Source organism: Providencia sp. PROV119, assembly GCF_028482435.1.
Lineage (GTDB): Bacteria > Pseudomonadota > Gammaproteobacteria > Enterobacterales > Enterobacteriaceae > Providencia > Providencia stuartii.
Genome location: NZ_JAMPQL010000010.1, coordinates 45,598 through 68,845 on the forward strand (window position 1 = coordinate 45,598; position 23,248 = coordinate 68,845).

Annotated in this window: 38 protein-coding genes; 8 read left to right on the forward strand and 30 right to left on the reverse strand. The window is 40.9% G+C overall.

Annotation, left to right across the window (positions count from 1 at the left end; translation table 11 throughout):
* Positions 1–21: 21 nt before the first annotated feature.
* Entirely contained in the window at positions 22–840 is an 819-nt protein-coding gene (gene tcdA, locus PSF11_RS10595; RefSeq protein WP_004924919.1) for a tRNA cyclic N6-threonylcarbamoyladenosine(37) synthase TcdA, read from the forward strand.
* A 25-nt stretch (positions 841–865) separates the two neighbouring features.
* Here tcdA and csdE read toward each other — a convergent pair whose 3' ends face one another.
* Both csdE and csdA read right to left on the reverse strand, forming a co-directional pair.
* Complete coding sequence (gene csdE, locus PSF11_RS10600) at positions 866–1,327, reverse strand: cysteine desulfurase sulfur acceptor subunit CsdE (protein ID WP_004924917.1); 462 nt, start codon at positions 1,325–1,327, stop codon at positions 866–868.
* 9 nt (positions 1,328–1,336) lie between these two features.
* Positions 1,337–2,545, reverse strand: coding sequence for a cysteine desulfurase CsdA (gene csdA / locus PSF11_RS10605; protein ID WP_072502839.1), 1,209 nt, complete (start codon positions 2,543–2,545; stop codon positions 1,337–1,339).
* Between the two features lie 612 nt (positions 2,546–3,157).
* On the opposite strand from csdA, the gene PSF11_RS10610 reads away from it, so the two are divergent.
* From PSF11_RS10610 to rlmM, 3 genes are all read left to right on the forward strand, one after another.
* Positions 3,158–4,099, forward strand: a complete 942-nt coding sequence (locus PSF11_RS10610) for a transcriptional regulator GcvA (RefSeq protein ID WP_004916582.1) — start codon at positions 3,158–3,160, stop codon at positions 4,097–4,099.
* Between the two features lie 145 nt (positions 4,100–4,244).
* Positions 4,245–4,640, forward strand: a complete 396-nt coding sequence (locus tag PSF11_RS10615) for a DUF423 domain-containing protein (RefSeq protein WP_014657673.1) — start codon at positions 4,245–4,247, stop codon at positions 4,638–4,640.
* A complete protein-coding gene (rlmM, locus tag PSF11_RS10620; RefSeq protein WP_004916579.1) occupies positions 4,633–5,730 on the forward strand; it encodes a 23S rRNA (cytidine(2498)-2'-O)-methyltransferase RlmM in 1,098 nt (365 codons plus the stop codon). Before PSF11_RS10615 ends, rlmM begins: the two co-directional genes overlap by 8 nt.
* 88 nt (positions 5,731–5,818) lie before the next feature.
* Here the strand turns inward: rlmM and xni are convergent, their stop codons facing one another.
* The 22 genes from xni to PSF11_RS10730 all read right to left on the reverse strand — a co-directional run bounded on the left by xni (position 5,819) and on the right by PSF11_RS10730 (position 17,677).
* Complete coding sequence (xni, locus tag PSF11_RS10625; protein ID WP_036943252.1) at positions 5,819–6,577, reverse strand: flap endonuclease Xni; 759 nt, start codon at positions 6,575–6,577, stop codon at positions 5,819–5,821.
* 30 nt (positions 6,578–6,607) lie between these two features.
* Positions 6,608–7,975 carry a nucleotide 5'-monophosphate nucleosidase PpnN gene (gene ppnN, locus PSF11_RS10630; RefSeq protein ID WP_014657675.1) on the reverse strand — a complete coding sequence of 456 codons (1,368 nt, stop codon included), beginning with the start codon at positions 7,973–7,975 and terminating at the stop codon, positions 6,608–6,610.
* Positions 7,976–8,040: 65 nt separating this feature from the next.
* The gene (locus tag PSF11_RS10635; protein WP_072502840.1) at positions 8,041–9,105 is read right to left on the reverse strand and encodes a site-specific integrase; all 1,065 of its coding nucleotides are present in this window, start codon (positions 9,103–9,105) and stop codon (positions 8,041–8,043) included.
* Positions 9,062–9,319, reverse strand: a complete 258-nt coding sequence (locus tag PSF11_RS10640; RefSeq protein ID WP_272682791.1) for an excisionase — start codon at positions 9,317–9,319, stop codon at positions 9,062–9,064. Before PSF11_RS10640 ends, PSF11_RS10635 begins: the two co-directional genes overlap by 44 nt.
* Positions 9,320–9,450: 131 nt before the next feature.
* On the reverse strand, positions 9,451–9,777 hold the full coding sequence (locus PSF11_RS10645) for a phage protein NinX family protein (RefSeq protein ID WP_272682792.1): 327 nt from the start codon (positions 9,775–9,777) through the stop codon (positions 9,451–9,453).
* A gap of 3 nt (positions 9,778–9,780) precedes the next feature.
* Positions 9,781–9,957, reverse strand: a complete 177-nt coding sequence (locus tag PSF11_RS10650; RefSeq protein WP_004916560.1) for a hypothetical protein — start codon at positions 9,955–9,957, stop codon at positions 9,781–9,783.
* A gap of 161 nt (positions 9,958–10,118) precedes the next feature.
* Complete coding sequence (locus PSF11_RS10655; RefSeq protein WP_267721995.1) at positions 10,119–10,409, reverse strand: hypothetical protein; 291 nt, start codon at positions 10,407–10,409, stop codon at positions 10,119–10,121.
* Positions 10,402–10,668 (reverse strand): hypothetical protein, encoded by a 267-nt coding sequence (locus PSF11_RS10660; RefSeq protein ID WP_272682793.1) that lies wholly within the window; start codon positions 10,666–10,668, stop codon positions 10,402–10,404. Before PSF11_RS10660 ends, PSF11_RS10655 begins: the two co-directional genes overlap by 8 nt.
* The gene (locus PSF11_RS10665) at positions 10,668–10,844 is read right to left on the reverse strand and encodes a hypothetical protein (protein ID WP_272682794.1); all 177 of its coding nucleotides are present in this window, start codon (positions 10,842–10,844) and stop codon (positions 10,668–10,670) included. The genes PSF11_RS10660 and PSF11_RS10665 overlap by 1 nt, the downstream gene beginning before the upstream one ends.
* Positions 10,844–11,479, reverse strand: a complete 636-nt coding sequence (locus tag PSF11_RS10670) for a hypothetical protein (protein ID WP_272682795.1) — start codon at positions 11,477–11,479, stop codon at positions 10,844–10,846. The genes PSF11_RS10665 and PSF11_RS10670 overlap by 1 nt, the downstream gene beginning before the upstream one ends.
* 12 nt (positions 11,480–11,491) lie before the next feature.
* Entirely contained in the window at positions 11,492–12,382 is an 891-nt protein-coding gene (locus PSF11_RS10675; protein ID WP_272682796.1) for a DNA cytosine methyltransferase, read from the reverse strand.
* Positions 12,383–12,424: 42 nt separating this feature from the next.
* Positions 12,425–12,601: a hypothetical protein gene (locus PSF11_RS10680; RefSeq protein ID WP_164456835.1), complete on the reverse strand. Its 177-nt coding sequence runs from the start codon at positions 12,599–12,601 to the stop codon at positions 12,425–12,427.
* 18 nt (positions 12,602–12,619) lie between these two features.
* Entirely contained in the window at positions 12,620–12,820 is a 201-nt protein-coding gene (locus tag PSF11_RS10685; RefSeq protein WP_164456836.1) for a hypothetical protein, read from the reverse strand.
* Positions 12,821–12,855: 35 nt separating this feature from the next.
* Entirely contained in the window at positions 12,856–13,329 is a 474-nt protein-coding gene (ssb, locus tag PSF11_RS10690) for a single-stranded DNA-binding protein (protein ID WP_272682797.1), read from the reverse strand.
* The gene (locus PSF11_RS10695; protein WP_237683239.1) at positions 13,319–13,855 is read right to left on the reverse strand and encodes an HNH endonuclease signature motif containing protein; all 537 of its coding nucleotides are present in this window, start codon (positions 13,853–13,855) and stop codon (positions 13,319–13,321) included. Before PSF11_RS10695 ends, ssb begins: the two co-directional genes overlap by 11 nt.
* Entirely contained in the window at positions 13,855–14,490 is a 636-nt protein-coding gene (locus tag PSF11_RS10700) for a lambda exonuclease family protein (protein WP_272682798.1), read from the reverse strand. The genes PSF11_RS10695 and PSF11_RS10700 overlap by 1 nt, the downstream gene beginning before the upstream one ends.
* On the reverse strand, positions 14,450–15,184 hold the full coding sequence (gene bet / locus PSF11_RS10705) for a phage recombination protein Bet (RefSeq protein WP_105874286.1): 735 nt from the start codon (positions 15,182–15,184) through the stop codon (positions 14,450–14,452). Before bet ends, PSF11_RS10700 begins: the two co-directional genes overlap by 41 nt.
* A 14-nt stretch (positions 15,185–15,198) precedes the next feature.
* Complete coding sequence (locus tag PSF11_RS10710) at positions 15,199–15,414, reverse strand: hypothetical protein (protein ID WP_053110605.1); 216 nt, start codon at positions 15,412–15,414, stop codon at positions 15,199–15,201.
* Positions 15,411–15,683, reverse strand: a complete 273-nt coding sequence (locus PSF11_RS10715; protein WP_154599055.1) for a hypothetical protein — start codon at positions 15,681–15,683, stop codon at positions 15,411–15,413. Before PSF11_RS10715 ends, PSF11_RS10710 begins: the two co-directional genes overlap by 4 nt.
* A gap of 250 nt (positions 15,684–15,933) precedes the next feature.
* Positions 15,934–16,371 carry a hypothetical protein gene (locus tag PSF11_RS10720; protein WP_272682799.1) on the reverse strand — a complete coding sequence of 146 codons (438 nt, stop codon included), beginning with the start codon at positions 16,369–16,371 and terminating at the stop codon, positions 15,934–15,936.
* A gap of 17 nt (positions 16,372–16,388) precedes the next feature.
* Positions 16,389–17,384 (reverse strand): cell envelope biogenesis protein TolA, encoded by a 996-nt coding sequence (locus PSF11_RS10725; protein WP_272682800.1) that lies wholly within the window; start codon positions 17,382–17,384, stop codon positions 16,389–16,391.
* Between the two features lie 32 nt (positions 17,385–17,416).
* Complete coding sequence (locus PSF11_RS10730; protein WP_196724552.1) at positions 17,417–17,677, reverse strand: hypothetical protein; 261 nt, start codon at positions 17,675–17,677, stop codon at positions 17,417–17,419.
* A 166-nt stretch (positions 17,678–17,843) separates the two neighbouring features.
* Between PSF11_RS10730 and PSF11_RS10735 the strand changes: the two genes are divergently transcribed.
* Positions 17,844–18,359, forward strand: coding sequence for a hypothetical protein (locus tag PSF11_RS10735; RefSeq protein WP_272571033.1), 516 nt, complete (start codon positions 17,844–17,846; stop codon positions 18,357–18,359).
* Between the two features lie 18 nt (positions 18,360–18,377).
* Here PSF11_RS10735 and PSF11_RS10740 read toward each other — a convergent pair whose 3' ends face one another.
* Positions 18,378–18,578 carry a hypothetical protein gene (locus PSF11_RS10740; protein ID WP_272682801.1) on the reverse strand — a complete coding sequence of 67 codons (201 nt, stop codon included), beginning with the start codon at positions 18,576–18,578 and terminating at the stop codon, positions 18,378–18,380.
* Positions 18,579–18,831: 253 nt separating this feature from the next.
* On the opposite strand from PSF11_RS10740, the gene PSF11_RS10745 reads away from it, so the two are divergent.
* Positions 18,832–19,278: a hypothetical protein gene (locus tag PSF11_RS10745; protein WP_272682802.1), complete on the forward strand. Its 447-nt coding sequence runs from the start codon at positions 18,832–18,834 to the stop codon at positions 19,276–19,278.
* A 442-nt stretch (positions 19,279–19,720) separates the two neighbouring features.
* On the opposite strand, the gene PSF11_RS10750 is transcribed toward PSF11_RS10745, so the two are convergent.
* The 5 genes from PSF11_RS10750 to PSF11_RS10770 all read right to left on the reverse strand — a co-directional run bounded on the left by PSF11_RS10750 (position 19,721) and on the right by PSF11_RS10770 (position 22,413).
* Complete coding sequence (locus PSF11_RS10750) at positions 19,721–20,119, reverse strand: hypothetical protein (protein WP_272682803.1); 399 nt, start codon at positions 20,117–20,119, stop codon at positions 19,721–19,723.
* 14 nt (positions 20,120–20,133) lie between these two features.
* Entirely contained in the window at positions 20,134–20,670 is a 537-nt protein-coding gene (locus PSF11_RS10755) for a type II toxin-antitoxin system MqsA family antitoxin (RefSeq protein WP_272682804.1), read from the reverse strand.
* A gap of 10 nt (positions 20,671–20,680) precedes the next feature.
* Positions 20,681–21,109: a hypothetical protein gene (locus PSF11_RS10760; protein ID WP_272682805.1), complete on the reverse strand. Its 429-nt coding sequence runs from the start codon at positions 21,107–21,109 to the stop codon at positions 20,681–20,683.
* Positions 21,110–21,180: 71 nt separating this feature from the next.
* On the reverse strand, positions 21,181–21,522 hold the full coding sequence (locus PSF11_RS10765) for a DUF3024 domain-containing protein (RefSeq protein WP_272682806.1): 342 nt from the start codon (positions 21,520–21,522) through the stop codon (positions 21,181–21,183).
* A 186-nt stretch (positions 21,523–21,708) separates the two neighbouring features.
* Entirely contained in the window at positions 21,709–22,413 is a 705-nt protein-coding gene (locus tag PSF11_RS10770; RefSeq protein ID WP_004916509.1) for an XRE family transcriptional regulator, read from the reverse strand.
* Positions 22,414–22,517: 104 nt separating this feature from the next.
* Between PSF11_RS10770 and PSF11_RS10775 the strand changes: the two genes are divergently transcribed.
* Both PSF11_RS10775 and PSF11_RS10780 read left to right on the forward strand, forming a co-directional pair.
* The gene (locus PSF11_RS10775; protein WP_004916506.1) at positions 22,518–22,745 is read left to right on the forward strand and encodes a transcriptional regulator; all 228 of its coding nucleotides are present in this window, start codon (positions 22,518–22,520) and stop codon (positions 22,743–22,745) included.
* Positions 22,746–22,850: 105 nt separating this feature from the next.
* Positions 22,851–23,198, forward strand: coding sequence for a hypothetical protein (locus PSF11_RS10780; protein ID WP_272682807.1), 348 nt, complete (start codon positions 22,851–22,853; stop codon positions 23,196–23,198).
* The last annotated feature ends 50 nt before the right edge of the window (positions 23,199–23,248 follow it).

The following is a 23,248-nucleotide window of genomic DNA, read 5'->3' on the forward strand; positions in this document are numbered from 1 at the left end:
TTATTAAGGTTACTATTTACTATGCAAACTAAGCTTTCAGATGCTTGGATGCAGCGTTTTGCTGGGATCGGACGTCTTTATGGACAGCAAGCGCTATCACTTTTTGCTCGTTCTCATATTTGTGTTATTGGGATTGGGGGTGTCGGCGTTTGGGCTGCGGAAGCACTCGCACGGACGGGAATAGGGCAGATTACCCTGATTGATATGGATGATATCTGTATCACTAATACCAATCGTCAGTTACATGCACTTAAATCCACAGTGGGTCAGCCAAAAGTTGAAGTCATGAAAGCACGGATTTTAGAAATAAATCCTGAATGCGTTGTGAATATCGTGGATGATTTTGTGAGCGTAGATAATGTGGCTGAGCTGCTCTCTACGGGGTTTGATTATGTTATTGATGCCATCGATAGTGTCAGGCCGAAGGCGGCTCTGTTGGCTTACTGTCGGCGTTATAAAGTCCCCGTTGTAACGACAGGGGGCGCAGGAGGGCAAATCGACCCAACTCAGATCCAAGTAACAGACTTAGCGAAAACGATCCAAGATCCCCTTGCCGCAAAATTACGTGAGCGCCTGAAATCCGATTTTAATGTTGTTAAAAATAGCAAAGGTAAATTAGGCATAGACTGCGTATTTTCAACAGAGCAATTAGTTTATCCGCAAAGTGATGGCTCCGTCTGTGCGGCTAAAAGTACCGCTGACGGCTCTAAAAGAATGGATTGCGCTTCAGGCTTTGGGGCGGCAACGATGGTGACAGCAAGTTTTGGTTTTATTGCAGTATCACATGCTCTGAAGAAGATGGTCGCAAAATTAGAGCGGGAAAATTCGCTCAAAAGCTGAGGCTATTTTCATAGCCTCTAGTACATTATTCGGCAGGTGTCATTTCGCTGGCAAAGTTGCGAATAGTCGTTATTAATGCGGCTATTCCATTTTGTCGTGATTCACTGAGTTGGCCAGATAACCCAGTTCTATTCAAAATATCCTCAAAATCGACAGCGAGGATCGCTTGGCTATTTTTTTGTTCCACTGCGGCTAATAAAATCGCAAATAACCCTTTAACAACGCGTCCTTCACTATCGCCATAAAAATGAAATGTTTGGTCATCGTTGAGTCTTGCACCAATCCACACTCTGTTTTCGCAACCTTTCACTTCCTGAGTCTGCTGCTTTTGCTCATCAGTCAGAGTCGGTAGTTGACGAGCGAGTTGGATAAGCAAGCGATATTTATCTTCCCACGCTTTTTGTGCTGAAAATTGTTCAATAATCTCTTCAATTTTCAGCGTCGTACCGAAAGGGTGTGGAACAAATGTCGATATTATTGAAGTCATTCGGCTTCCTTATTCATCATTCAGTATTGAGAGTGCAAATTTTACTGCGTTAATAAATTTATCAATATCTTGCTGATCATTGTAAGGCATGACAGAGATGCGTAAGCAGCCTGTAATAGCAATTGCATCCATTAATGGTTGCGTACAATGTTGCCCATAGCGTAATGCAATTTTTTGTTCAGTCAACAATAGGCCCAAATCGCTATGATGTATGCCAGCGAAATTAAAGGAAAGTAGCGGAGTATTAGGCTGGCTATAGCAGATAAACCCCTCTAATTTGCTGAGTTCTTCGTATGCGTAGTGGATGAGTGAACAACAATAGGCCTCAGATTGGTGTAAATCGATGTGAGATAACCAGTCAAGAGTGGCCGAAAAGGCAATGACGCCAGCGATATTTGGTGTGCCAGCTTCAAAACAATAAGGAACAGGAGCGGGAGTAAAGCCCTCAAAATTAACTTCTGATAACATTTTACCGCCACCATGCCATGGTGACATCGCAGCCAACAATTGTGGTTTGCCATAGCAAACGCCAAGCCCAGTTGGGCCATATAATTTATGGGCGGAGAAAGCATAAAAATCGATATTCAAAGCGGTGACATCAATTGGGGCATGTACCACACCTTGTGCGCCATCAACGACAACGAGCGCCCCAGCCGCATGAGCTAGTGACGTTACTGCTGCTAAATTTGTTTGATAGCCTGTTACGTTTGACATCTGGGTGATAGCGATCACTTTGCTACGTGGATTAAGTAGCGGCTTAAGGCTTTCAATATCGAGGGTGTAGTGTTGAGTGACAGGCCATTTGACAATTTTTGCACCAGTTTGCTGTGCAAGAATCAGCCAAGGTAATAAATTAGAGTGGTGTTCTAATTCGCTAACAATAATTTCATCATTTGCTGTTAAATGATTTCTAAAATAACTTTGGGCAATAAGGTTAATGGACTCGGTGGTTCCTCGGGTCCAAATAATGGTATTTTCACTCTCTGCATTAATCAATTTCGCGACACGTTTCCTGCCTTGTTCATAATTTTCAGTAATTCGTAACGACTCTGGAGATTGACCTCGATAAACTGAACTGCCAGAGTGACGGTAATAGTTATCTGCGGCTTCAATCATTGAGTTTGGTTTTAAGGCTGTTGCTGCACTATCAAGATGAATCGTTTGAGAATTGATAGCTGGAAATTGTTTTCGAAATTGTGTTGCAGAAAAATGGTACATTATATGTGTTCTTTATCTAAATATTTGGCGTTTGGTTTGTAATCATAATTATTGATGATATTCTCGATTTATTCATCGAAATCTTTTGTTACATTTAATTTTACCGCTGGTTTTTATTAGAGCTTTAGAAAAAATTAGGGAAATGATTATGCCTTTTACTGCATATTGCAATCATTTTTCTTTTGTCTTTTCGGTGATCTCATCTTTGGATGGGGAAAATTCAAGAATTATCTTAAATATTTAACTGATAATATTTTTTGTAAACTGGTTAAAACCTGTCTTGAAAATGTTATTTGCAATTGTTAGGCAAAAAAAAGCACCGCAATTAAAGCGGTGCATCATAAAATCACTATGGACAGACAGGGTAAATGTACAGGAAGTGAAAAAAAACAGTAGCTAAAGCTACAAAGTCTGGCATTCCCAGACAACTTGCAAACACAACATCACAACCACAAAGCCAAAAGTTTCAAAGTAACTAAACTCTGTAACTTTTCGTTCCGGCTTAGGAAGTGTGCATACTATAGGTATTTACTGGCGTATCCTCAATGGACAATTTATAATGCTTCGGATGAGAAAAACTAATGCGTATAACCCTATCAAGTAGAAGTGATTATGTCTAAAAGATTACCGCCACTTAATGCGTTAAGAGTGTTTGATGCTGCCGCTCGTCATTTAAGTTTTACTAAAGCGGCGGAAGAGTTGTTTGTGACCCAAGCCGCTGTGAGTCACCAAATGAAAAGTTTGGAAGATTTCCTCGGGTTAAAGTTATTTCGTCGGCGCAATCGTTCTTTGCTGTTAACAGAAGAAGGTCAAAGTTATTATCTTGATATTAAAGAGATATTTTCTTCTATTAATGAGGCGACAAGGAAATTACAGGCGCGAAGTGCTAAGGGAGCATTAACGGTTAGTTTATCCCCTAGTTTTGCAATACAGTGGCTTGTCCCGCGTCTTTCTAGCTTTAACCAAGCTTATCCGGGGATTGATGTTCGTATTCAGGCCGTTGATAGGGAAGAAGATAAATTAGCGGATGATGTTGATGTGGCTATTTTCTATGGGCGAGGAAATTGGTCTGGTCTAAGGACGGATAGGCTGTATGCTGAATATTTAATGCCAGTTTGTTCTCCGTTATTATTAACGGGGGCGCATCAATTAAAGCAGCCTGAAGACTTAGTCAATCATACGTTATTACATGATTCTTCTCGTCGGGATTGGCAAGCTTATATTCGCCAATTAGAATTGCACAATATTATCAATGTACAACAAGGCCCTATTTTTAGTCATAGTGCTATGGTCATTCAAGCCGCAGTACATGGTCAGGGTGTCGCTTTAACAAATAATGTTATGGCAAAAAATGAAATTGATGCAGGTCGTTTGGTTTGCCCATTCAACGAGGTATTGGTGAGTAAAAACGCGTTTTACCTTGTTTGTCAGGAAAACCAAGCTGATTTGGGAAAAATAGCTGCATTTCGTCAATGGATCTTGACTCAAGCAGCAAGCGAGCAAGAAAAACTGGGGTTTATTACGGGTGACCAAGATATGGCGCTTATTCAGTAATCATATATACCCGTTATTTTTCAAGTTGCAGTTGGTTGCATAGATAGGTAAAACGGCACTCAGTTTATCGTGTTTATCGGGATTTTAAATTAACCCCTTGATGCAACTGGGATTATTTAGGGTATGGTTAATAAAAGGTGTTACTGTGAATAGTCGTTTGATGTTAATTTTTGCTGGGATTAGTGGCTTTTTTACTGTGGCTTTTGGTGCCATTGGCTCTCATGCGCTTTCGTCGATTATGAGTGCTCATCAGATGGAATGGATTGAAATCGGTTTGCGGTATCAGATGCTACATACAGTAGCTTTAATGGTGCTAGGGGCGATTTTATTGCGTAAAGTGGTTCTATGGTTTTACTGGTGTGGCGTTTTTTTCGCCGTAGGCATACTTCTTTTCAGTGGTAGCCTTTATTGTATGGCCTTGTTACAGGTAAAATACTTTTCCTATTTTACGCCAATAGGGGGAGTTTGTTTTCTTATTGGCTGGCTGTTGGTCGTTATCGGCGCTATGCGTCTAAGGAAACCGGCGTTACGCCATGAGTAATAAAATTGCATTATATTGCCGTCCAGGCTTTGAAAAAGAGTGTGCGGCCGAAATTACAGATAAAGCTGGGCAAAAAGAGGTTTATGGTTTTGCGCGCGTCAAAGAAAATAGCGGTTATGTTATTTTTGAATGCTATCAAGCTGAAGATGCCGATAAACTTGCCCGCGAGCTACCTTTTCGTGAGCTGATTTTTGCTCGTCAAATGTTTGTGGTTGGGGAACTGCTTAAAGATTTACCTCCAGAAGATCGTGTTACCCCCATTGTGAATGCGCTGAGCCAGCAGGTTGAACGGGCAGGCGATCTTCGCGTTGAAGTTGCTGATACTAATGAAAGCAAAGAGTTGATGAAATTTTGCCGTAAATTTACGGTGCCTTTGCGTAATGCTTTACGACAAGAAAAAGTTTTACTGGCTAAAGAGAATTTCAAACGTCCGGTTATCCATGTTTTCTTTATTGCTTCAGGCTGTTGTTATACCGGATATTCTTACAGTTCGAATAGCTCGCCATTTTATATGGGGATCCCTCGGCTTAAGTTTCCATCGGATGCACCTAGTCGCTCAACATTGAAATTAGAAGAGGCATTTCACATATTTATCCCTTACGATGAATGGGATGAGCGGCTAGCAAGCGGTATGAATGCGGTGGATCTTGGTGCATGTCCGGGGGGATGGACCTACCAATTAGTTAAGCGCAGTATGATGGTTCATGCCGTGGATAATGGTCCGATGGCGCAAAGCTTGATGGACACGGGGCAAGTTAGGCACCATCAAGTCGATGGTTTTAAATTCGAGCCAAATACGAAAAATATTACTTGGTTAGTGTGTGATATGGTTGAAAAACCGGCGAAAGTCGCTGCGTTAATCACGGAGTGGCTATTGCATGGGTGGTGCCGTGAAACCATTTTCAACTTAAAGCTACCGATGAAAAAGCGCTATGAGGAAGTGTCTCATATCCTTGAAAAGATGCGTACACAATTGGCAGAAAATGGCATCAATGTGCGGATCCAAGCGAAACAGCTGTACCATGACCGCGAAGAAATTACCGTTCATGTACAACGTATTTGGTCTGCTTATGCACCAATACGTGACTAAATCTGATATTTAGTAAGAACATATCATATAGCAAAAACTGCTTCCTAAACGCTGGTTAACAGTGAATGAAGAGGCAGTTTTTTATTGCTTATGGTTTGGGGTGATAGCGCAATTGGTTCAGGTTCCCTTGCAACTGAATATCTGTTCTTAAGGTTGCAATATCGCGGCAAACTTTTGCTATATCAAACTGACCAATAAGCTTTTTTCTCCATTTTTCATCAACGCTATCTAAATGAGCAAATAAGTTCTCAATGGAGTGGTATTGTTGTAGCAGTTGTGTGGCACTTTTAGCACCAATTCCCGCGACACCAGGCACTTTACTGCTGCTGATCCCCGCTAACCCCCAGTAATCAGGTAATTGGCAAGGTTTTACGCCAAATTCTTTTTCGATAAAAGGCACATCTAACCAGCGTTTTTGAAAATAGTCGCGAATACGAATTGAAGGCGACAGTAGTTGGCAATAGCCTTTATCAGTAGAAACGATAGTGACAGTTTGCCCTGCATCGGCGATTTTCTTGGCTAAAGTTGCCGCTAAATCATCCGCTTCGTCACCACTTGATTGCCAGCAGTGGACGCCTTTTGCTTCGAATTGTTTGACTAATGAAGGTAGCTCAGCATATAAATTTTCAGGCATGGGCTGACGGCCTGCTTTATAGTCAGGCAGTTTTTCATGCCGCCAGCTATTGTGCCTACCTTCCTCATCGAATACTGCAACAATATGGGTCGGTGAGGTGTGAGAGATAAGCTGTGCTACCGCAGATAAGCAGGCATCGCCGCAAGGACTGCCTTGTACGGCATGTATGCGGCGAATTAAATTAAGTGCATCAATTATCAGTAAGTGGATCATAAAATTTACGCCATCCTTGGCCTCATTATATTATTTCACTATTTCGTAGCAAGGCTCATAGGCTGTTCCACCCGGCAGTTTCATTCGATGTTGGTCGACAAAACCGCGCAGTAGAATATCCATGCGTTGCATAATTTCTTTATCACCATGAATTTTAAACGGGCCATACTGTTCAATAGCCTTCATACCGACTTCTTTCACGTTACCCGCAACGATACCAGAGAAGGCTCTTCTAAGATCAGAGGCCAGTTTTTCTGGTGATTGACCTGGATACAGATTCAGTGACGCCATATTTTCATGAGTCGGCTCGAAAGGATGCTGTAATTCAGGGTTGATCTTAATTGACCAGTTAAAGCTATAAGCATCGCCTGTGCTACGACGGTTGTCTTTCACCAATGGCATGTGTTTTTTCATTACACGAGCGACTTCTTGGGGATCATCAATGATGATTTGATAGTGTTTGCTGGCTTCTTCACCAAGTGTATGACGAATAAAATCATCTAACACAGAGAAGTACTCGGCACTTTCTTTTGGCCCCGTTAAAACCAATGGCAATACTTGTTCGCTATTTTCAGGATCCATCAAAATGCCTAGCAAATAGAGAAGCTCTTCTGCTGTACCGACGCCCCCAGGGAAAATAATGATCCCATGCGCTAAGCGAACGAACGCTTCAAGGCGCTTTTCGATATCAGGCATGATGATAAGCTCATTGACTAAAGGGTTAGGTGGCTCAGCAGCAATGATAGATGGCTCTGTTAGGCCGATAAAACGGCTATTTTTATAGCGTTGTTGAGCATGGCCAACAGCCGCCCCTTTCATTGGGGCTTCCATGGCTCCGGGGCCACAACCTGTGCAGATATTTAGCTCTCTTAAACCAAGCTCATTACCGACTTTACGGCCATATAGGTACTCGGTTTCGTTGATAGAGTGACCACCCCAGCAAACAATCATGCTTGGATCTTCATCAAGATGCAGTGTACGTGCGTTACGTAATATAGAGAAAATGACGTTAGTTAGGTGAGTGCCATTTCCCAGATCTAAATGCATTTTTTGCTCTGCATTGATGATTTGAGCATGAACAAAGAGGATATCACGCAGTACCGCAAACAGGTTTGCTTGTATAGAACGGATGATTTTACCATCGACAAAAGCATCTTGAGGTGGGTTAATTAGCTCAAGTTTGACACCGCGCTCACGTCGTAATACGTTGATATCGAAGTCAGTATGCTTATCCAATAAATCTTTACTGTTGTCTGTTAAGCTCCCTGAATTTAAAACCGCTAATGAGCAGTTTCTGAACAAGCGATACAAATGACTGCTTGCGGTACGCTTTAACATATCAACTTCAAGTTGAGATAAGAGATCCATGGATCCTAATGGACTGATATGAGTAATCATTTTTTTCCCTTTTAAATCATTTTATTACGGACTGCTCTCCGAAATAATTCGAAATAAATCCAATATCAAATTTCGATTTTTTTCCAACTAAGACCCCTATCATCCTGATACATTCTGGTCATATCCATTGATTTGTGTCCTAAAAGCTGGTTAGCGAACTCATTTGATTTTTCATTCCCATACACTCTGGATGCTAGGCTTCGGATTTCGTGGAACGTCGGCGGAGAACCCTCCCATGACAAACCACTTTTGCTTCTGGCTAGTGAAAAAGCCTTACCAATGGTTTTATCTGCTAGCATATCACCCTTCTGTGAAACCAGCACGAATTCCTTTCCGTTCAATTCATGCTTGCATCTATCTAGCACTGATTGCAAAGTTTTATTAGCTATATTATTTGAAATGGTAAGCGGTATTGCTATTTTAGTTCCTGTTTTCTCTTGCTCTATCCATAAGTAACCATCATAAATGTCATTCCATTTTAATTTTCTAATATCACCAGAGCGCTGTCCTGTTAATATAGCCAAATCCATGCTCATACTAACCCAAGGCTGACAGTGCTCTACTGCTGTGTTGTATATTTGAATGTAATCACTTTCTGACATCCTAGTTCTAGCTATTTTATTCCTTGGAACTCTGGTTGCTATTACGGGATTAAAATCAACAACACCATCCGACATCGCTTCGTTAAACATATCTTTGAGAATACTACGCATCAATCTTGCGGTAGTTATATTCCCATCCGAAACAATATTATTTATATAATCAGCAATATCTTTAGTTTTTATTTCACTTAAAGGAACATTGTTGAAGCTATTTTTTATCCTTTTTAACCGTCCTTGGTAGTCATCTAGGGTCTTTTTCTTTAAATCACGGAGGAGTATAATCTCACCAAATCTGTCTATCCAATCATGAAATTTTATTGCATCGTTACTTGCCATTCTGTTTATTAATGATTCTTTTTTTCCATAAATAAACAAGTTAGCCGAGATGGCTTCATTTACCGCCTCGGCTTTATTTCTTCCTATGCCGTATTCAATGCCGGTTTCGGGGTTTCTGTAACTATAATAACCTTTCCGGCAATATAAGTTAGGTGGTAGGTGTGCGTTTTTGGGGCTTCTGTTTCTTGCCATCTGTCTCAATCCTTTTTAACAGTTTGCAGTTTTTATTTAATAGAATGCTTGGGTTAAGATTTTCGTAGTTTGTTATTTTTTGTGCGGATGGGTGTATTAAATATTGATATCCGTCAAATATTGGAGCTGGGTATATTTTCCCAGCGCTTATCCACCGCCTTATCGTTTCATCACTTCTTCTGTGCTTTTTTGCGAATTCTCTGACTGTTTGCATGTTATTACCTCGCAATTAAGCCTGTCCTGTATCAATCAAGTAAATTAATATGCAAAGAGCTATTAGCCCTGCAAATTGAGTAAATGTCATAATTCACCTATGCTATTTTCGATATATTATTAAATTGTAGGTCATACTTTTTCATTCTCCGTATCCTTCATCATTAAGAACACTTCCATAGCGGCGCGATATAGGTTTTTATTTACTGAGTAAATATCATGATAAAAAAGAGATTCAGAAATCCACTCGTCGCTATCGTATCTTGGTGACAAAGTTAATTTATTCTCAACAATAATCGGCATTGCATCGGCTGGGTTGTTGCAGGGATTGAAATTACCTCTATTTCCTTCTGTTTTATATCCATCATCAACAACAGTTAGAGATAGTGCAAACCCGCCAACATGTAGTGCAACCTTTTTATTAATCTCGAAATCAGAGAGTTCGGTGTATTTATTCATTGATTAATCCTTCACAGTTATCTTGTAATTACCTGCGTGTGATTTCTTACCGTACGCTGTTTTTCCATCACCAGTAGCCACAGCTAGCGCATTAACATCTGGTTTATTACTGATAATTGTTTTTGCCGCTTCTAGAGCAAATAAATATTCATTATCTTTACATTCGATTGTTATTTTCATTATCTAATCACCTCCCCACAAACTACCTCAACATCCCGCACCTGCATTATCTGCATAGCACGGCTCTCGCATTCTTGCTGTGTGTACAATGTATCGGTTACAGGCACAGCAGAACCCTGTATCACAAGCGGCAATACATATCCGATTATTTGCATTGTTGTTTAATATTGAATGTATACTGGAATGTTTCGTTTATCGTCTGATTCTTCATGCACAGTAGAGCTACCGCAATCATGAATATTTTCAACACCAGTTACTGACATATAACCAATTGGTTTTAGGTTGTTAATTCGTTCCACCTCATCGCATAGTTGAATTAATTTTTTGGGGTGTATTAATTTATCCCAATCGCTTAACCTGAAATTAAATTCGTTATTTTCAAGTTCGGCTTTAATTAATGATTCACTACGTTTCTTTAATTCTTTCGCGTATTCTAACAATTCTTTATTCATTTTTTATTTTCACCCCGTTGCTGATTAATGCCTGATTAACTAAATCTTCGTCATAGCACCAAGTTTCATTTGCAATAAATGGCTCTGGCAATTCAACCTCCAAACTCTCGCGTGATGCTTGCCATGCAATCCACATTAAATCTACATATTGGTCAGCGTAATTTAATCCATTATTTGCACGTTTAAGTTTTAATTCAAATTCTGACGGGTCGCTAAGTGACTTTATTGTCTCTTCAAATTGCTGCCTTGATTTATCCATCACTTCACCTTATTTAATTCATCAATGCCAAGCTGTGTTAATTTCCATCCGTCTTTAGGGTGAAGCTTAATAAGCCCTTTATTCTCCAGTGAGAAAATTGATAACTTATTGCTTAGCTGCCCATATCCATTATTTATGTTTTTTAACGTGCTAACTTGACGATCTGTTAATTTCATTACTTCACCTTTTTAAATTCAATTACCCATACCCACGGATTGCTTTCAAAATTACAGTCAGGCTTACTAGCTGAATCCCATAAGTGACGAAACCAACAAAATGCATCGGTACTGCCACCAGTTAACTCTCTCTCCAGCGGATAACCTTCGGCCTTAAAATCATCGTCGCTAGCTTCTTGTAGGCGCTCCACTCGAACATCAGTAATTTCTAGTGTGATACGTGAGTGGCAACGTTTCATTCTAACTGGGGACTGCCATTTAACAGGAACATCTGTCCCACAGGCAGTTCTATACCTAACAGCATTTGGCTTATCTGCTTTATAAACAAAAAACTCACCAGTACCACCAAGGCAGTCGCGTCGCACTTGTAATCCAGCAGTTTCGCGAACCCAAAGGCGATCACCAACTCCACCGTGTGGACAGGCTATACCAGCAATGCCAGCCCATATCCCTTCGTTATCCTGCATCATATCTTCGATATTAATCATGGACTGGCATATATTACTAGGCCACCAAGTACCACCGTTTTCATTTGGTCTTGGCTGTGGTTTCATGATTATACGAGTTTGAGTTTTACGGCCATCAAGGATGGCGCGTACCATTTCTGAGTTAAAAATAATTCCGCGCTCTTTCATATTCATTCCTCTTCATTGCATCCCTGCGACTGTATCCATATAAGCTTTTATGAACTCTTCCGCGACTGGTGCGACGATCGCATTACCGTAGGCGCGCAATCTTCCCACTCTGCCGGCAACCCCATTAACCAACGGGAATGTTCCGGATTCAACAGGCCGCCACTTGTCATCTGTGCAGTAGAGCCAGTCTGCATCTCTCCAGTAACCGTTAGTCTTTTTGGTGTTGTGATTGCCACCTGACCCGGCAACTTCAAGCAAAGCGTTTTCCCTGTTCCGCTTGATTTCGAACCTCGGGCATCGTTCGCTATCGGCGATACCCAGCCTGCTAGCTTTGCCGCCGTTTGAATATTCATCCCACCTTGCCGGCCTTGTGTTCCCGCTCCGCTTCCGCTGTTCGCTGTTGGAGTCGGCCACCCAATAGAGGCGCTGCCTGATATGCGGGGAACCGAAGCCCGCAGCGCATAAATCAACCGCTGTTGTTGCGTAGTCCTTTGCTTCCAAGTCAGCTTGTACAAGGTCGAGCCAAGCAAGGCCGCCTTTACTTGCAACTTGTTCACCAAAGATAATGTCAGGTCTGCATTCACTGATAAGGTGGAAGAGTGCCGGCCATAGGTGCCGCTCGTCAGTAAATCCATCGCCTTTGCCTGACGTGCTGAAAGGTTGGCATGGACAACTCCCTGTCCAGACATGTTGGTCATCTGCCCATCCAGCTTTTCGCAATGCATATGACCAAACTCCGATACCTGCGAAGAAGTGGCATTGTGTGTATTGTTTAAGGTCATCTGGTTTAACATCCTCGATTGAGCGCGTGTCGACATCGCCATCAGCTATCAAGCCGGCGGCAATAAGATTTCGCAACCATTCGGCAGCGAATGGCTCTATTTCGTTGTAATATGCTGGCAAGATATCTATCTCCTGTTTGCATCCTTGCAAATATTCCCTGAGCTATTTAAATTGACGCTCTATTTCTTCCGCTGCTTTATTTTCGTAATAATCAAAAGTAACACTTTCTATTAAGTAGTCCTGCTCTCGTTCGGATAATTTACTAAAGTCTTTTTCTGAAATAGCTACTGTTAAAATAACTTCCTCGTTTGTGTCTGAATCTCGTATTGTTATGTTCATGGTTATATCCTTTGGTTATTATTCGATTGGCTTTTCCCATTCGATGTAAGCACAATCTTCAGCCTCAGCTACAACATGACCTGTGTTATCACACCCGCAGCATTCAACCTTATCGTAATTAAACACCTTCTCATGATTTCCTTCCGTGTGAATAATTACTTTATTGGAATGGCAAATTTCGCATAGATTAAATGCATCAATCTCAATTGGCTTTTTCATGGTTATATCCTTTGGTTAAATCACATAGGGAATGATCAGAAGGGGATATCGTCAATCCATTCCCCGTCTGGATTTTGCTTGCTCCAATCTGCGGGCTGCGCTTGCTGTGGCTGCTGGGGTTGTCGCGCTGGCTGCTGGCTTCCTGCCTGATTATTGCCACCGTTACCGCCTAGCATTTGCATCGTTCCACCGATATTTACCACCACTTCAGTTGTGTATCGGTCTTGACCGCTTTGGTCTTGCCATTTACGGGTTTGTAGAGAACCTTCGACATATATCTGGCTTCCTTTTTTCAGATATTCGCCTGCAACTTCAGCTAATTTTCCGAAAATCACTACACGGTGCCATTCGGTTTTTTCTCGCATTTCACCAGTTTGTTTGTCACGCCACGTTTCCGATGTGGCTAGTGTGAGATTTGCTACTGCACCACCGTTAGGCATGTAACGTATAGATGGGTCATCACCGCACCGACCAATTAATATAACTTTATTAACGCCCTTACTTGACATGGCTCACCTTATTTTTATCAACAGCAGCGCCAAGATACCCCCTTGACCCGCTAACTAAATTTTTTAATGAATTGGGGTTTAACCTTCCCTTTCTTGAGCAATCCATCATATTTTGCTTTTGGGTTCCTGCTTCTAAGTGGTCAGGATTTGTGCAGGCAGGGTTGTCACATTTGTGCATGATAACCGCACCATCAGGTATCGCCCCTTTGTACATTTCATAACTAACTCGATGAGCCTTTTCTGGAGATTTATTTGCTCTGACTCTGTTGGATATTATTGGGTATCCGTGGTTATCCATAGCTCCAGACCAACCCCAACAAGACCCATCAAGACTGATTATTTGCTTCTCTCTAACCCTGTCGAATATGCATCTTCTCTTTAGCGCCCCATGATAACGAGAGTTGCATCCAACCGAGCAAAATCGACTATTTTTCCATTGGGTAATGCTGTGTTTTGCTTTTTTATAAAACTCTGCGCCACAGTGAGCACATTTTTTGATATCAGAAACTTTTAATTTACTAGCCATTAAGAAGCCTCCGCATATTTAGTTAACTTTTCTATTTCTTCCTTGAGTTCATTTAAGAATTTACGAACTTCTTGCTCAATTTCTTGTGCTAGCTCGTCATTAAAAACAATCCGTGTTTTGAAATAGGCGAGGTTTACTGGAAGGCGATTGTCGTAGCTGACAAAGTCACACCATTTGCGTCCAGTGCACATCATTTGCCCATGCATCTGTAATAGATATTCTGTCTTAGGCTTTCCTGTCCTAAGCGTTTCTAAGTGAGTTGCGGTGTTTGGGCATTTGATTTCAATAAGTCCATCTTCATCTACTAACCCATCAGGGCTAGCTCCGAATCCTTCGATAGATGGGTGAAGGATAAAGCCTGTTTCTGTCACTGTGGCGTCGAACTCATTGAGGCAATACATTTCCCTTGCAACTTCCTCAAGCTCGTTTCCACGCTCCATACTGGCTGATTTAAAGGACTCTTCCTTTTGTCCTGTTAGTGTTTCGCAAATTAGCTGAGCCATATAATTTCTACGAGTTGCTCCGCTTCCTTTTGCCATTACTTTTGATAGGTTACTGGCGGTAACACATCCTAGTCTTGCCGCATACCATTCGTCAGTTTTCTGCTCCACTTGGCACCTCGGTAAATTCAGCATCAATGGCTATAGAGTTTTTAATTCGTTCCTTTTCAGCGGATCCGATAATGGTTCGCTCATCCCCTGATAACTCCGTCCATAATTGTTTAAATGCGTCCATTCCTTTGGCTGCTGCCGCTTCGCACTTAGCGATTAGTTCAGCTCTTTTTTCGTGGCTTTCTTGCCCGTTAATAACGCCCGTTGGTGTGTTTTCGGTAATTCTCTCGGCCTCGTCTTGGTCATAAATACCGGCAAAACCAAAAGCTAGTCGAGCACATTGGATCATTGCTTTGTGCCGTAACATCCGTTTTGGGTGTGATTTCCAAGGCTGGGTGTTTCGATTGCATTCATCCATGTACTCAGTAACCGAGGTAGGATGACTCCTGTCTTTTCGGTAAATTTTGCATGTACAGGAGTCAGCGTCCATGATGAACTCCATGCCATCAAAGTTTTTGTTTTCATTAATAATGCGCGCCCAACCATCAACACCAACAACTGGAACAATTCCTGTTCTGTCTGGAAATGCGTAAATTTCTTTAGTCCAAGGGTTTAAGTTGTATTGATTAGCGACGATGAGAAGTGATAGAAACTGCTGGTCTGTTGCTTCGGCTTTAAATGCCGTGGATTTCAATGTTTGAATTAGGTCTTTTTCATCAATAGCCAGCTCTAACTTTTTAGCAAGTGAGCCAGCCATTGAGACTAGTGAGTTACTCATATTTTTCCCTTTGATTATCTCAGTAAGTTTTCAGACTTAGCGGCTTTAAATAATCCATTCCAAATGCCATTAAGTTCAGATTCATTAAGTTTTTGTATTAGATGCGGAGTTTCATCCATGACCGCATCATAAAACCGCTGAGCCATTTCATTAGCTAGCTCATCATATTGATTTGCTAGATGCTCACGGTCTGGAATGGTGACGAAGTTTTCATACTCTGATATTCTCATGCTGCCACCTTACCTTTGCTCCTGATGTGTTCGACAATCCATTGCCCGTCGCCTGCTGCTATGGCTTCATCAATAAACCCAGCAAGCTGCCCATTTTCCTTAATGTTTTCGTACCGTTCTTTTTCCGTGAACTGTAGTTTGCTAATGATTATTCCGTAATCACCGTCTATGCGCTTGATGTCATTTCCGTTGACACAAGTAATAATTGTTCCTGATGAAGAGTGGTCGCATCCAAAAGTTGACAATAAAAGCTGTATGCATTTATTCACTTAGACCTCCCATAGCTTGCTTTGAGAAATTCCATTGCTAACCACCAAACATCATCACAACGTTGGCTTATAGCAATTCGCGCCTGTGCCTGAGCCAGACGTAGAAAATGTTTATCGATTTGCATGATTTATCTCGTCAGTAGAGGTAATAGAATTGCAGTCATAATGATTAATGCTGCGTAGTAATAGTTATCGCCCATGTGATTACCTCACATAGTTATTTAATGTGTTCTGGTGTTGGCGCGGTGGGTTACTTAGAAACTGCGTTATTCCAGTGTTTGATTAGTTCTCTTGGGTCGCTATATGTAGGCGAACCATTCCATCTGCAACATGCTAGTTTAAACTGGTTTAAATCTTGTGGTTTGGGTGACCAGTAACCGCTATATCCTTGCAATACTGGAACTTTATTACAAAATGGACACTCAGATATATCTTCACATCCTGTGATGTATATATCGGGTTTGTTTTTATCATCTTCCATCCATTCAAGGCTGCTAGGAACATGTAATCTATAGCCATCCCAATAATCAAATTCTGGTGATAGGACTGATTGATATCCTGCTCCTCTAGTTCGCATCCGCTTTCTTGCAATTACCTTTTCGCCATCGACGGTTTTACTATCCATTCGCCAGAGATAAACACCTTCCTTTTCTGGCTTTTGTTCTGAGTATTTAATCCACTGACTCATAATTAATCCCTTACGTGTTAGTAATTCATTGTCATGTGGGGGATTTGGTTACTAGCAACTAACTTAATAAATTCAGTTGCTAGTTTTTCATCAAATCCATTACTGACTAAGGCTTGTAATGTTTCTTGGTTATACTTTCTGCGATGCTCTTTATCTTCTTGACGTTTAGCATCTTCTTGACGCTTGCGTTCTTCTTCAGCTAATCTCGTTTGTTCAGCTTCAAGAGCTTTCTTGCGCTCAGCTTCAATAGCGGCTTGTTTCTCGCGCTCGGCTCGCTCCTGAGCTTCTTTGGCATCACGTTCAGCCTTTTCCTTGGCTTCTTTAGCTGACTGCTCTGCACGTTGAATAGCTTCCTGCTTTTCACGCTCGGCGCGCTCGGCGGCTTCCTTAGCTTCACGCTCACGCTGTGCTGCTGCTTCGATTTCTTGCTGTGCTTTTTGTTCGGCTGCTAATCTTGCCTGTTCCGCAGCTTGTTTCTTCAGCTCTTCTTCGTGTGCAATACGTTGGCGTTCTGCTTCGGCTTTAGCTTCTGCTAAATCACGGTCGAATTTCTCATTCATGAGCAGGGCGATTTCATGGTCTGACTCGATACGCTCAGCAAGTGCCTTGCCGAAAGCCTCATTCATTTCTAGCGCTTCTTCGTGCCACGCTAACATTTGCTTTTCTGCTTCGATTCGCTCTTGCTCGGCTTCCCACTCAGTTAATGGCTGTCGAACTTTATCGCGCAATGTATCGAAACGCTCTCGCACAGTTCGGCGATTGGCGTCGATTAGCTTTGGTATTTCTTTTAACTCTGCCACCAAGTCTTTACCGAGCCCATCAAGGTAAGTTTTCGATTGAGCGACTTTGTAAGCCAGTGAAGCAATTTCCTTGCGACCTTTGGCAGTGCTAACATCTGGAATAAAAGAGTTAACTTCTTGCTCTACTTTACGAATGATATCTTCGACGCTATCCGATGACTTAAATACTTCAAGCGCCGTCGATTTCTCAATTACGACTAATTCATTTGCCATTACCTATGTTCCTTATGTGCGTAAGACTCCAATCAAATTAACCCATCGATAACTTTCTCAACTACTGCCACCGCTTCTTGTAGCTTTTGCAGGCGAGCTATAAATACTTCACGCTGAGACTTGACTGCATCAATGAGAAACTCTTGGTCTGCAAAAGCTTTGTACGAAGAGTTATTATTTGCACAGACCATCCAAGTGATGGATGCGTCCTTGTTCAAATCAAGCACATTATCAGCCAGCCGTATGGCGTTTTTCGTTTTTTCAATTTCATCTAATAAACTTTTAATTTCCATCTCTATCTCCTATCTATTAATCAACTCACCACAGCCCACAGAATGGACTGTAATTAGTTAACTGTGCCCGTTTATTTATCCACTTAGGGCGTCAGTGGTTTCTCTAGTCCCCACCAAAGAAATTGGTTACAATGTATTCACCCCACCAATGAAAAAGGAAAACAACATGCACGTTCTATCTGAGAGGCAAGAAATGATTATTCAAGCATTAAATAACAGAGAATTCTTAATGAAACCAATAACTCAGGATAAATTTAACGAGTTACTGGAAGAATTCGGAGAAGACCAACTAGCAAGAGAGTTGGACTATTTGCAAAAAAGAGGGTTAGTACAAGACGGTGCTGTGAGAATCGGCGTTGTCGATGATGAACCCTATTCTTTTAATATTCACAAAATGGGGTTAACCGCTGATGGTGTTGACTGCGCTAATGCCGATACTCTTGGTAACAAATTAAACGTTGTTAACATAAAAATTCACGAAAGCACCATTAACAATTTAGAAGCAATGATCAGAGCCGTTAACCTACCTGATGAAGATAAAAAAACGCTTCTCGATATGGTAAAAGAAAAGGGCGCTGAAGCTGTTGTTAGCAGAATGGTTGATTATGCATTTGCAAATGTTGGTATAGCCACAAAATTATTTGTAGAAGCGGCAAAAGATAAACTAGGCTTCCATGATTAAATAGCCCATCCGTGGGCTTTATCTCGCCGTAACACTTCCATCACTCATAATCGGCTTGCGTTGCCGTGGTTGCTTGCGTGTGTCTGGTGCTGATTTGAGTATTAGTACCAAGTTAGCTATCGGGCAGTCCGTGCCGTTATATGCCTTATATGGCTTATTTCTACGCTCGGCGATCCATGCTTCACGTCGTTTTAAATTCCATCGTTGTTTAGAGTTCATGTTTCCTCCGTAATGATTGCCTGAACTGTCTTAACCTCATCAGGCGGCTGAGGTTCATCGCATTTACCACAACGCAATAAATCTGTGTATAATTCAATCACCACAACGTAAATAAAAAGGACTTGAAATGCTTAAAGTTAATTACGCATCACAAGGTGATATTGTTCCAAACCACTTAAACCCGAAACCAATTAGACCAACACCTCCACCGCCATCTACACCAAGTGACGGAGGTAAAAAATAAGGAGTTGCCATGAGCCGAAATGATTTGATTGATAGAGTTATCTATTCGCACTATTTAGAGCAACTTTACTCGACAGCTTTAGGGAGGGTGGATAAGTTAATATCCATTCTTATTTTTATTTTCGGCTCTGCTATTGTTTTGCAGGCAAACACCTTTGTTTTTGGTGTGTTAATTGCTGCATTGACAGCTATACAGTCAACATGTCAATTCGGTAAAAAATCCGGTGAAGCTAAGCGTAAGGCGTTTGATTACCAAAAGTTATTTACCATTGAATCAAAATATGATGACAGCGATTTAGTTGACAGAATCCTCGAAATCGAAGCGTCTGACTCTACTCCGTGGTCTTCTCTTTCTCTGATAGCTACTCTCAAAGCCCAGATAAAAATGGGTGTTGATGAGCAGCATCTAGAAAAACTAACTACGAAATCTAAACTTCTTCGTTTGCTTTGCGGTTAACTCTCCATAGCCCACTCATTGAATGGGCTATAATTAGTATTCTCGCGCTTGCATACCTAACACCTGCCAGTGTTGCCTATTCCTATCTGTAATCACTCTCGTGCAGTAGTAACATTCTCACTAACCAGATCGTGCCTAGTGATACGTCGCATTTTTGCGTAAGGGTCTAAACAGGGTAGGTATGCTGTTCCGACTTTCCAAATTGTTAAAGAACATTAGGCTGTATTTCATGTTGCTTGCCTTTTATGAGTTATATTTAAAACTATAGTTGTTTTATTGTCAACAACCAAAGTTGTTTGTAATGGCGTTTTTATATTGCTTTGGTTTTATTTGGTTGTTTTTTCAGGTAATTTATTTTCAAAAAAATCTCAGATTGGAATGCAGATCACTTATTTGGAGGGGAGAGGGCACAAAAAAGCCCTCGCGGGGAGGGCTATTATTCTTATTCTTCGTCAAAATCAAATGGCTCTTTATTAAAGTCCAAGAACGGGATGCTAAAATCTTTATATCCAGAAAGAATTAAGACGCTCTCTATGTATGATTTTATGTATGGATAGGCTAGTGATGGTGCCACTTTTCTTGCTATTTCAGACTTATGAAAACTATCTGTAACGTTTTCACTTAATTTAAAGTAAAAGTTATAGCTCATTGAAATGGATACATTATCTTTTACAACTACTGTTATCGGATAATTTATCCTGACCATTTTTTTATCTTTATCATGAGCATAAACAGTCGATCCTATGTTAACAGTAATTGGTTGTTCCTGTTCAATCTGCCCCTTCACTAGGGATTCCAGTGTTAGTTGATCAACTCTTTTGTGCGTTAATTCAATATCCATTGATAATCTCTATTCTAGGAAACTAATTGTTTTGCAGATATGCCATGCGAGTAATGCGCTAGTTCTGTATACTGACTGGGTATTTCCTTAGAAATGGAGGCTTTTATTATTTTATGTAGATGCATTTTGTTTGTAGAAATTCCAGCTTGCTTACAAAGATCTAAAAGAACAACGTCATACTTATAAGCGGTACGTATTAATCTATCCATAGCTACAGACTGAATGACATCATCGTGCTCATACTTAGTGAATGAGTTAGGCCCACCGCCAAAAACATCAGCAGCTTCCCTTTGGCTTATTCCTAGATCATTTCTAATAGAAAGCAATTCTTTTCCAGTTAGCAAACCAAGGCATTGTTTTTTGAATTTATTCATATTCCTTGCGTTTAGCTTCATATCTTTTTCTGAAGCAGTTTCACATCCGCACTCGGAGCACTCTGAGTAATGAATGGCAATAACGCCTTGTTTCCCATTAAACTCTCTAGTGGCGGTTGTTACTTTTTGTTGCAGTATTCCATCACCGCAAATAGGGCATAAATTATCTTGTTTCATTAGACCCCTTTTAATCATTAAATATTGATGGATGTGCGGAGACTTGCATTACAGTTGTTCCGGTTTTTGAAATGAAAAATTTTAGATACATATGCACAGTTTCAATTTTTTCTGCGTTCCAGTCTTTCTCTTCAATTTCAACTCTATATGCATCACATGCAGCAATACAGTTCCTATTTGGAGATAATCTACACCATACGGAATTTATATACCCATCAGAAGCAATGGCCAGCCTCAACCATTTTCTTATCTTATCACCAGTAATTCCATAAAATGCCATATCATCAATGCATTTCATGGTTGCTGGCTTGATGTCACATTTGTCTATTACATCAAGAATGTTTGGATATAGAGGCCCGCAAGGTATTTCTCTCTCTGCTTTTTCTGCTAAATTCTTTGGTGGTGAGTTTGCATATGAGCTTATTACCTTATCTACCATTATGGTAACTTCCCTATCTTTATGTCAATAAAAATCCAACTTATTAATCAACCACACCCTAAAACGTGTCGTCATCCAAAGAAGCAGCCACGGGCATCATCTTCAACGAGCCTAATGGCGTCAGAAAAACTGCCTAGCATTATTTCATCGTAGTTGTGCCAGTTGCTGTCTTTATCCATCCAAAACAGAGACCAAGAGCTGTTAGATTTGTCATGTGTAATTTTTGCTATCGGCTCTTGAGCTTGCCCGTCACTCCAAGTAAGGCGTCTTACTTCAAATATGACAACGTAGTCATCTTCAATGCTATAGCTTAAATCCAGCTCATCCCTTAGGTGTTCAGCAGGTCGGCGCTTTTCCATGAAAAACTCCATACACCGCTTAATGTTAGCTATCTCAATGTCGTTAAATGCCATGCATTCTCCTAAAACGTGTCGTCAGGCCGTCCAAAAATCATCTCGTAGAGTTGGAATATGGCATCATCATCAAAATCAAACCATACCAGCATTGCAATCACGGATAGTGCTGCGGTTATTTCTACCTTGTGCTGCTTGATACAACCCCATAATTTTTTCATATGAACGTGTCGTCAGGCCATTGGGTTAGCTGTGAAACTTATAAGTAATAGACTGGCTAACTAGCACCTTAGCGCATATATAAAGCCCATTAATAGCATCTTCGTCTAGATACCAAGTTTCATATCTAGGATTGTCAGATATAACTGCTAGGCGCTTATACTGTTTCTGCAATCGCTTTATGTAGAGCTGGTTATCCAATACGAACACATAAATCCCGTCACCATCAAAAAAGTTTGTGGTTATATCTACGAATATCTGATCCCTAGGTTCGAACGTTTCAGCCATAGAGTCACCCTTTACGGTGATCATCTTTATCGTATTTGAAGGTCTACCACCAAATAATCGTTTTGCTTCTTCTACCGAATACTCTATAGATGTGATTGTTTCTATAAAATCATCAATTACTATAACGCCCTCTCCAGCGCTTGCTTCCACATCAAGAACTTCCACTCGGTATCTCTCAATATTTCCTACATCATCAGCAAGTTCAATTTTTACTGACGAGCTAATATGTGGGACTGGATTATCACCAGTACCTACAGAAAGCCATTCAGGATCAACGTTAAGAGCCTTGGATATCTCAATTAACCTTGTAGATGTAGCTGCTTTTCCTGTTTCAATTTTCTGGATAGCGGCCTGAGAAACCCCCACGAGTTTAGCTAGCTCATTTTGAGTGATCCCTGCGTTTTTTCTGGCCTGTTTCAATCGTTGTGCAAGTGTCGTTTTCATAGTTAGCAAGATACAACTTCAGTTGTTGTTATTCAAACGAATATAGTTGTTGATTAAAAACAACTAAGGTTTTATTATATAAAAATAAACAACGGAGGTTTTTTATGAACGAAGCAATTAAAACCGCCATTGAGATTGTAGGGACACAAAAAAAACTAGGTGAAGCATGTGGCATAACACAGCAAGCAGTTTTTAAGTGGCTACATAACAAGGCAAAAGTATCGCCTGAACATATCCCATTAATTGTTAAGGCTACAAATGGTCAAGTTAAAGGGAAAGACATACGCCCAGACTTACCGCACTTATGGGATTTAGGGAAACAATACTGGTAACACCATCGCTCTTTAACAATCAAGCCCAAAGCTCCTGCATCAGGAGTAATACACACTCACTGGATCGTGAGTCACGGACTAGCTACGTCAAAAGGAATTTAACAAATGGAAAATGCAAAAAATATCAAAGTAGAGTGCTCATCAAACGAATTGATGACGTTTTACATTCAACAAATGTATTCAGTCGGTAATAACGGACTCGCTAAGGCGCTAGGAATACACCCATCAAAATCCAGTCGAGATAAAGCCAGAATATTCGATTTAGCTTGCCAGTTGGTGAGTAAGTTCGGATTGCCGCCTGATTCGGTAAACATCAGCGATAAGCCAACGAAAGTTGTTCTTGAAGGTGATTATGCAGAAAGGGTTATTCAAGCTCTTGAAGGGAAGGGAAAGGTTAAAAGAAAAGCCTCAACCACGGCGAATGATGAGGCTCAAATCAATTTGGATATTTAACTGTCAAAACAACTGTATCAACAACCAGTAATGGTGACAAGGGAAATTTA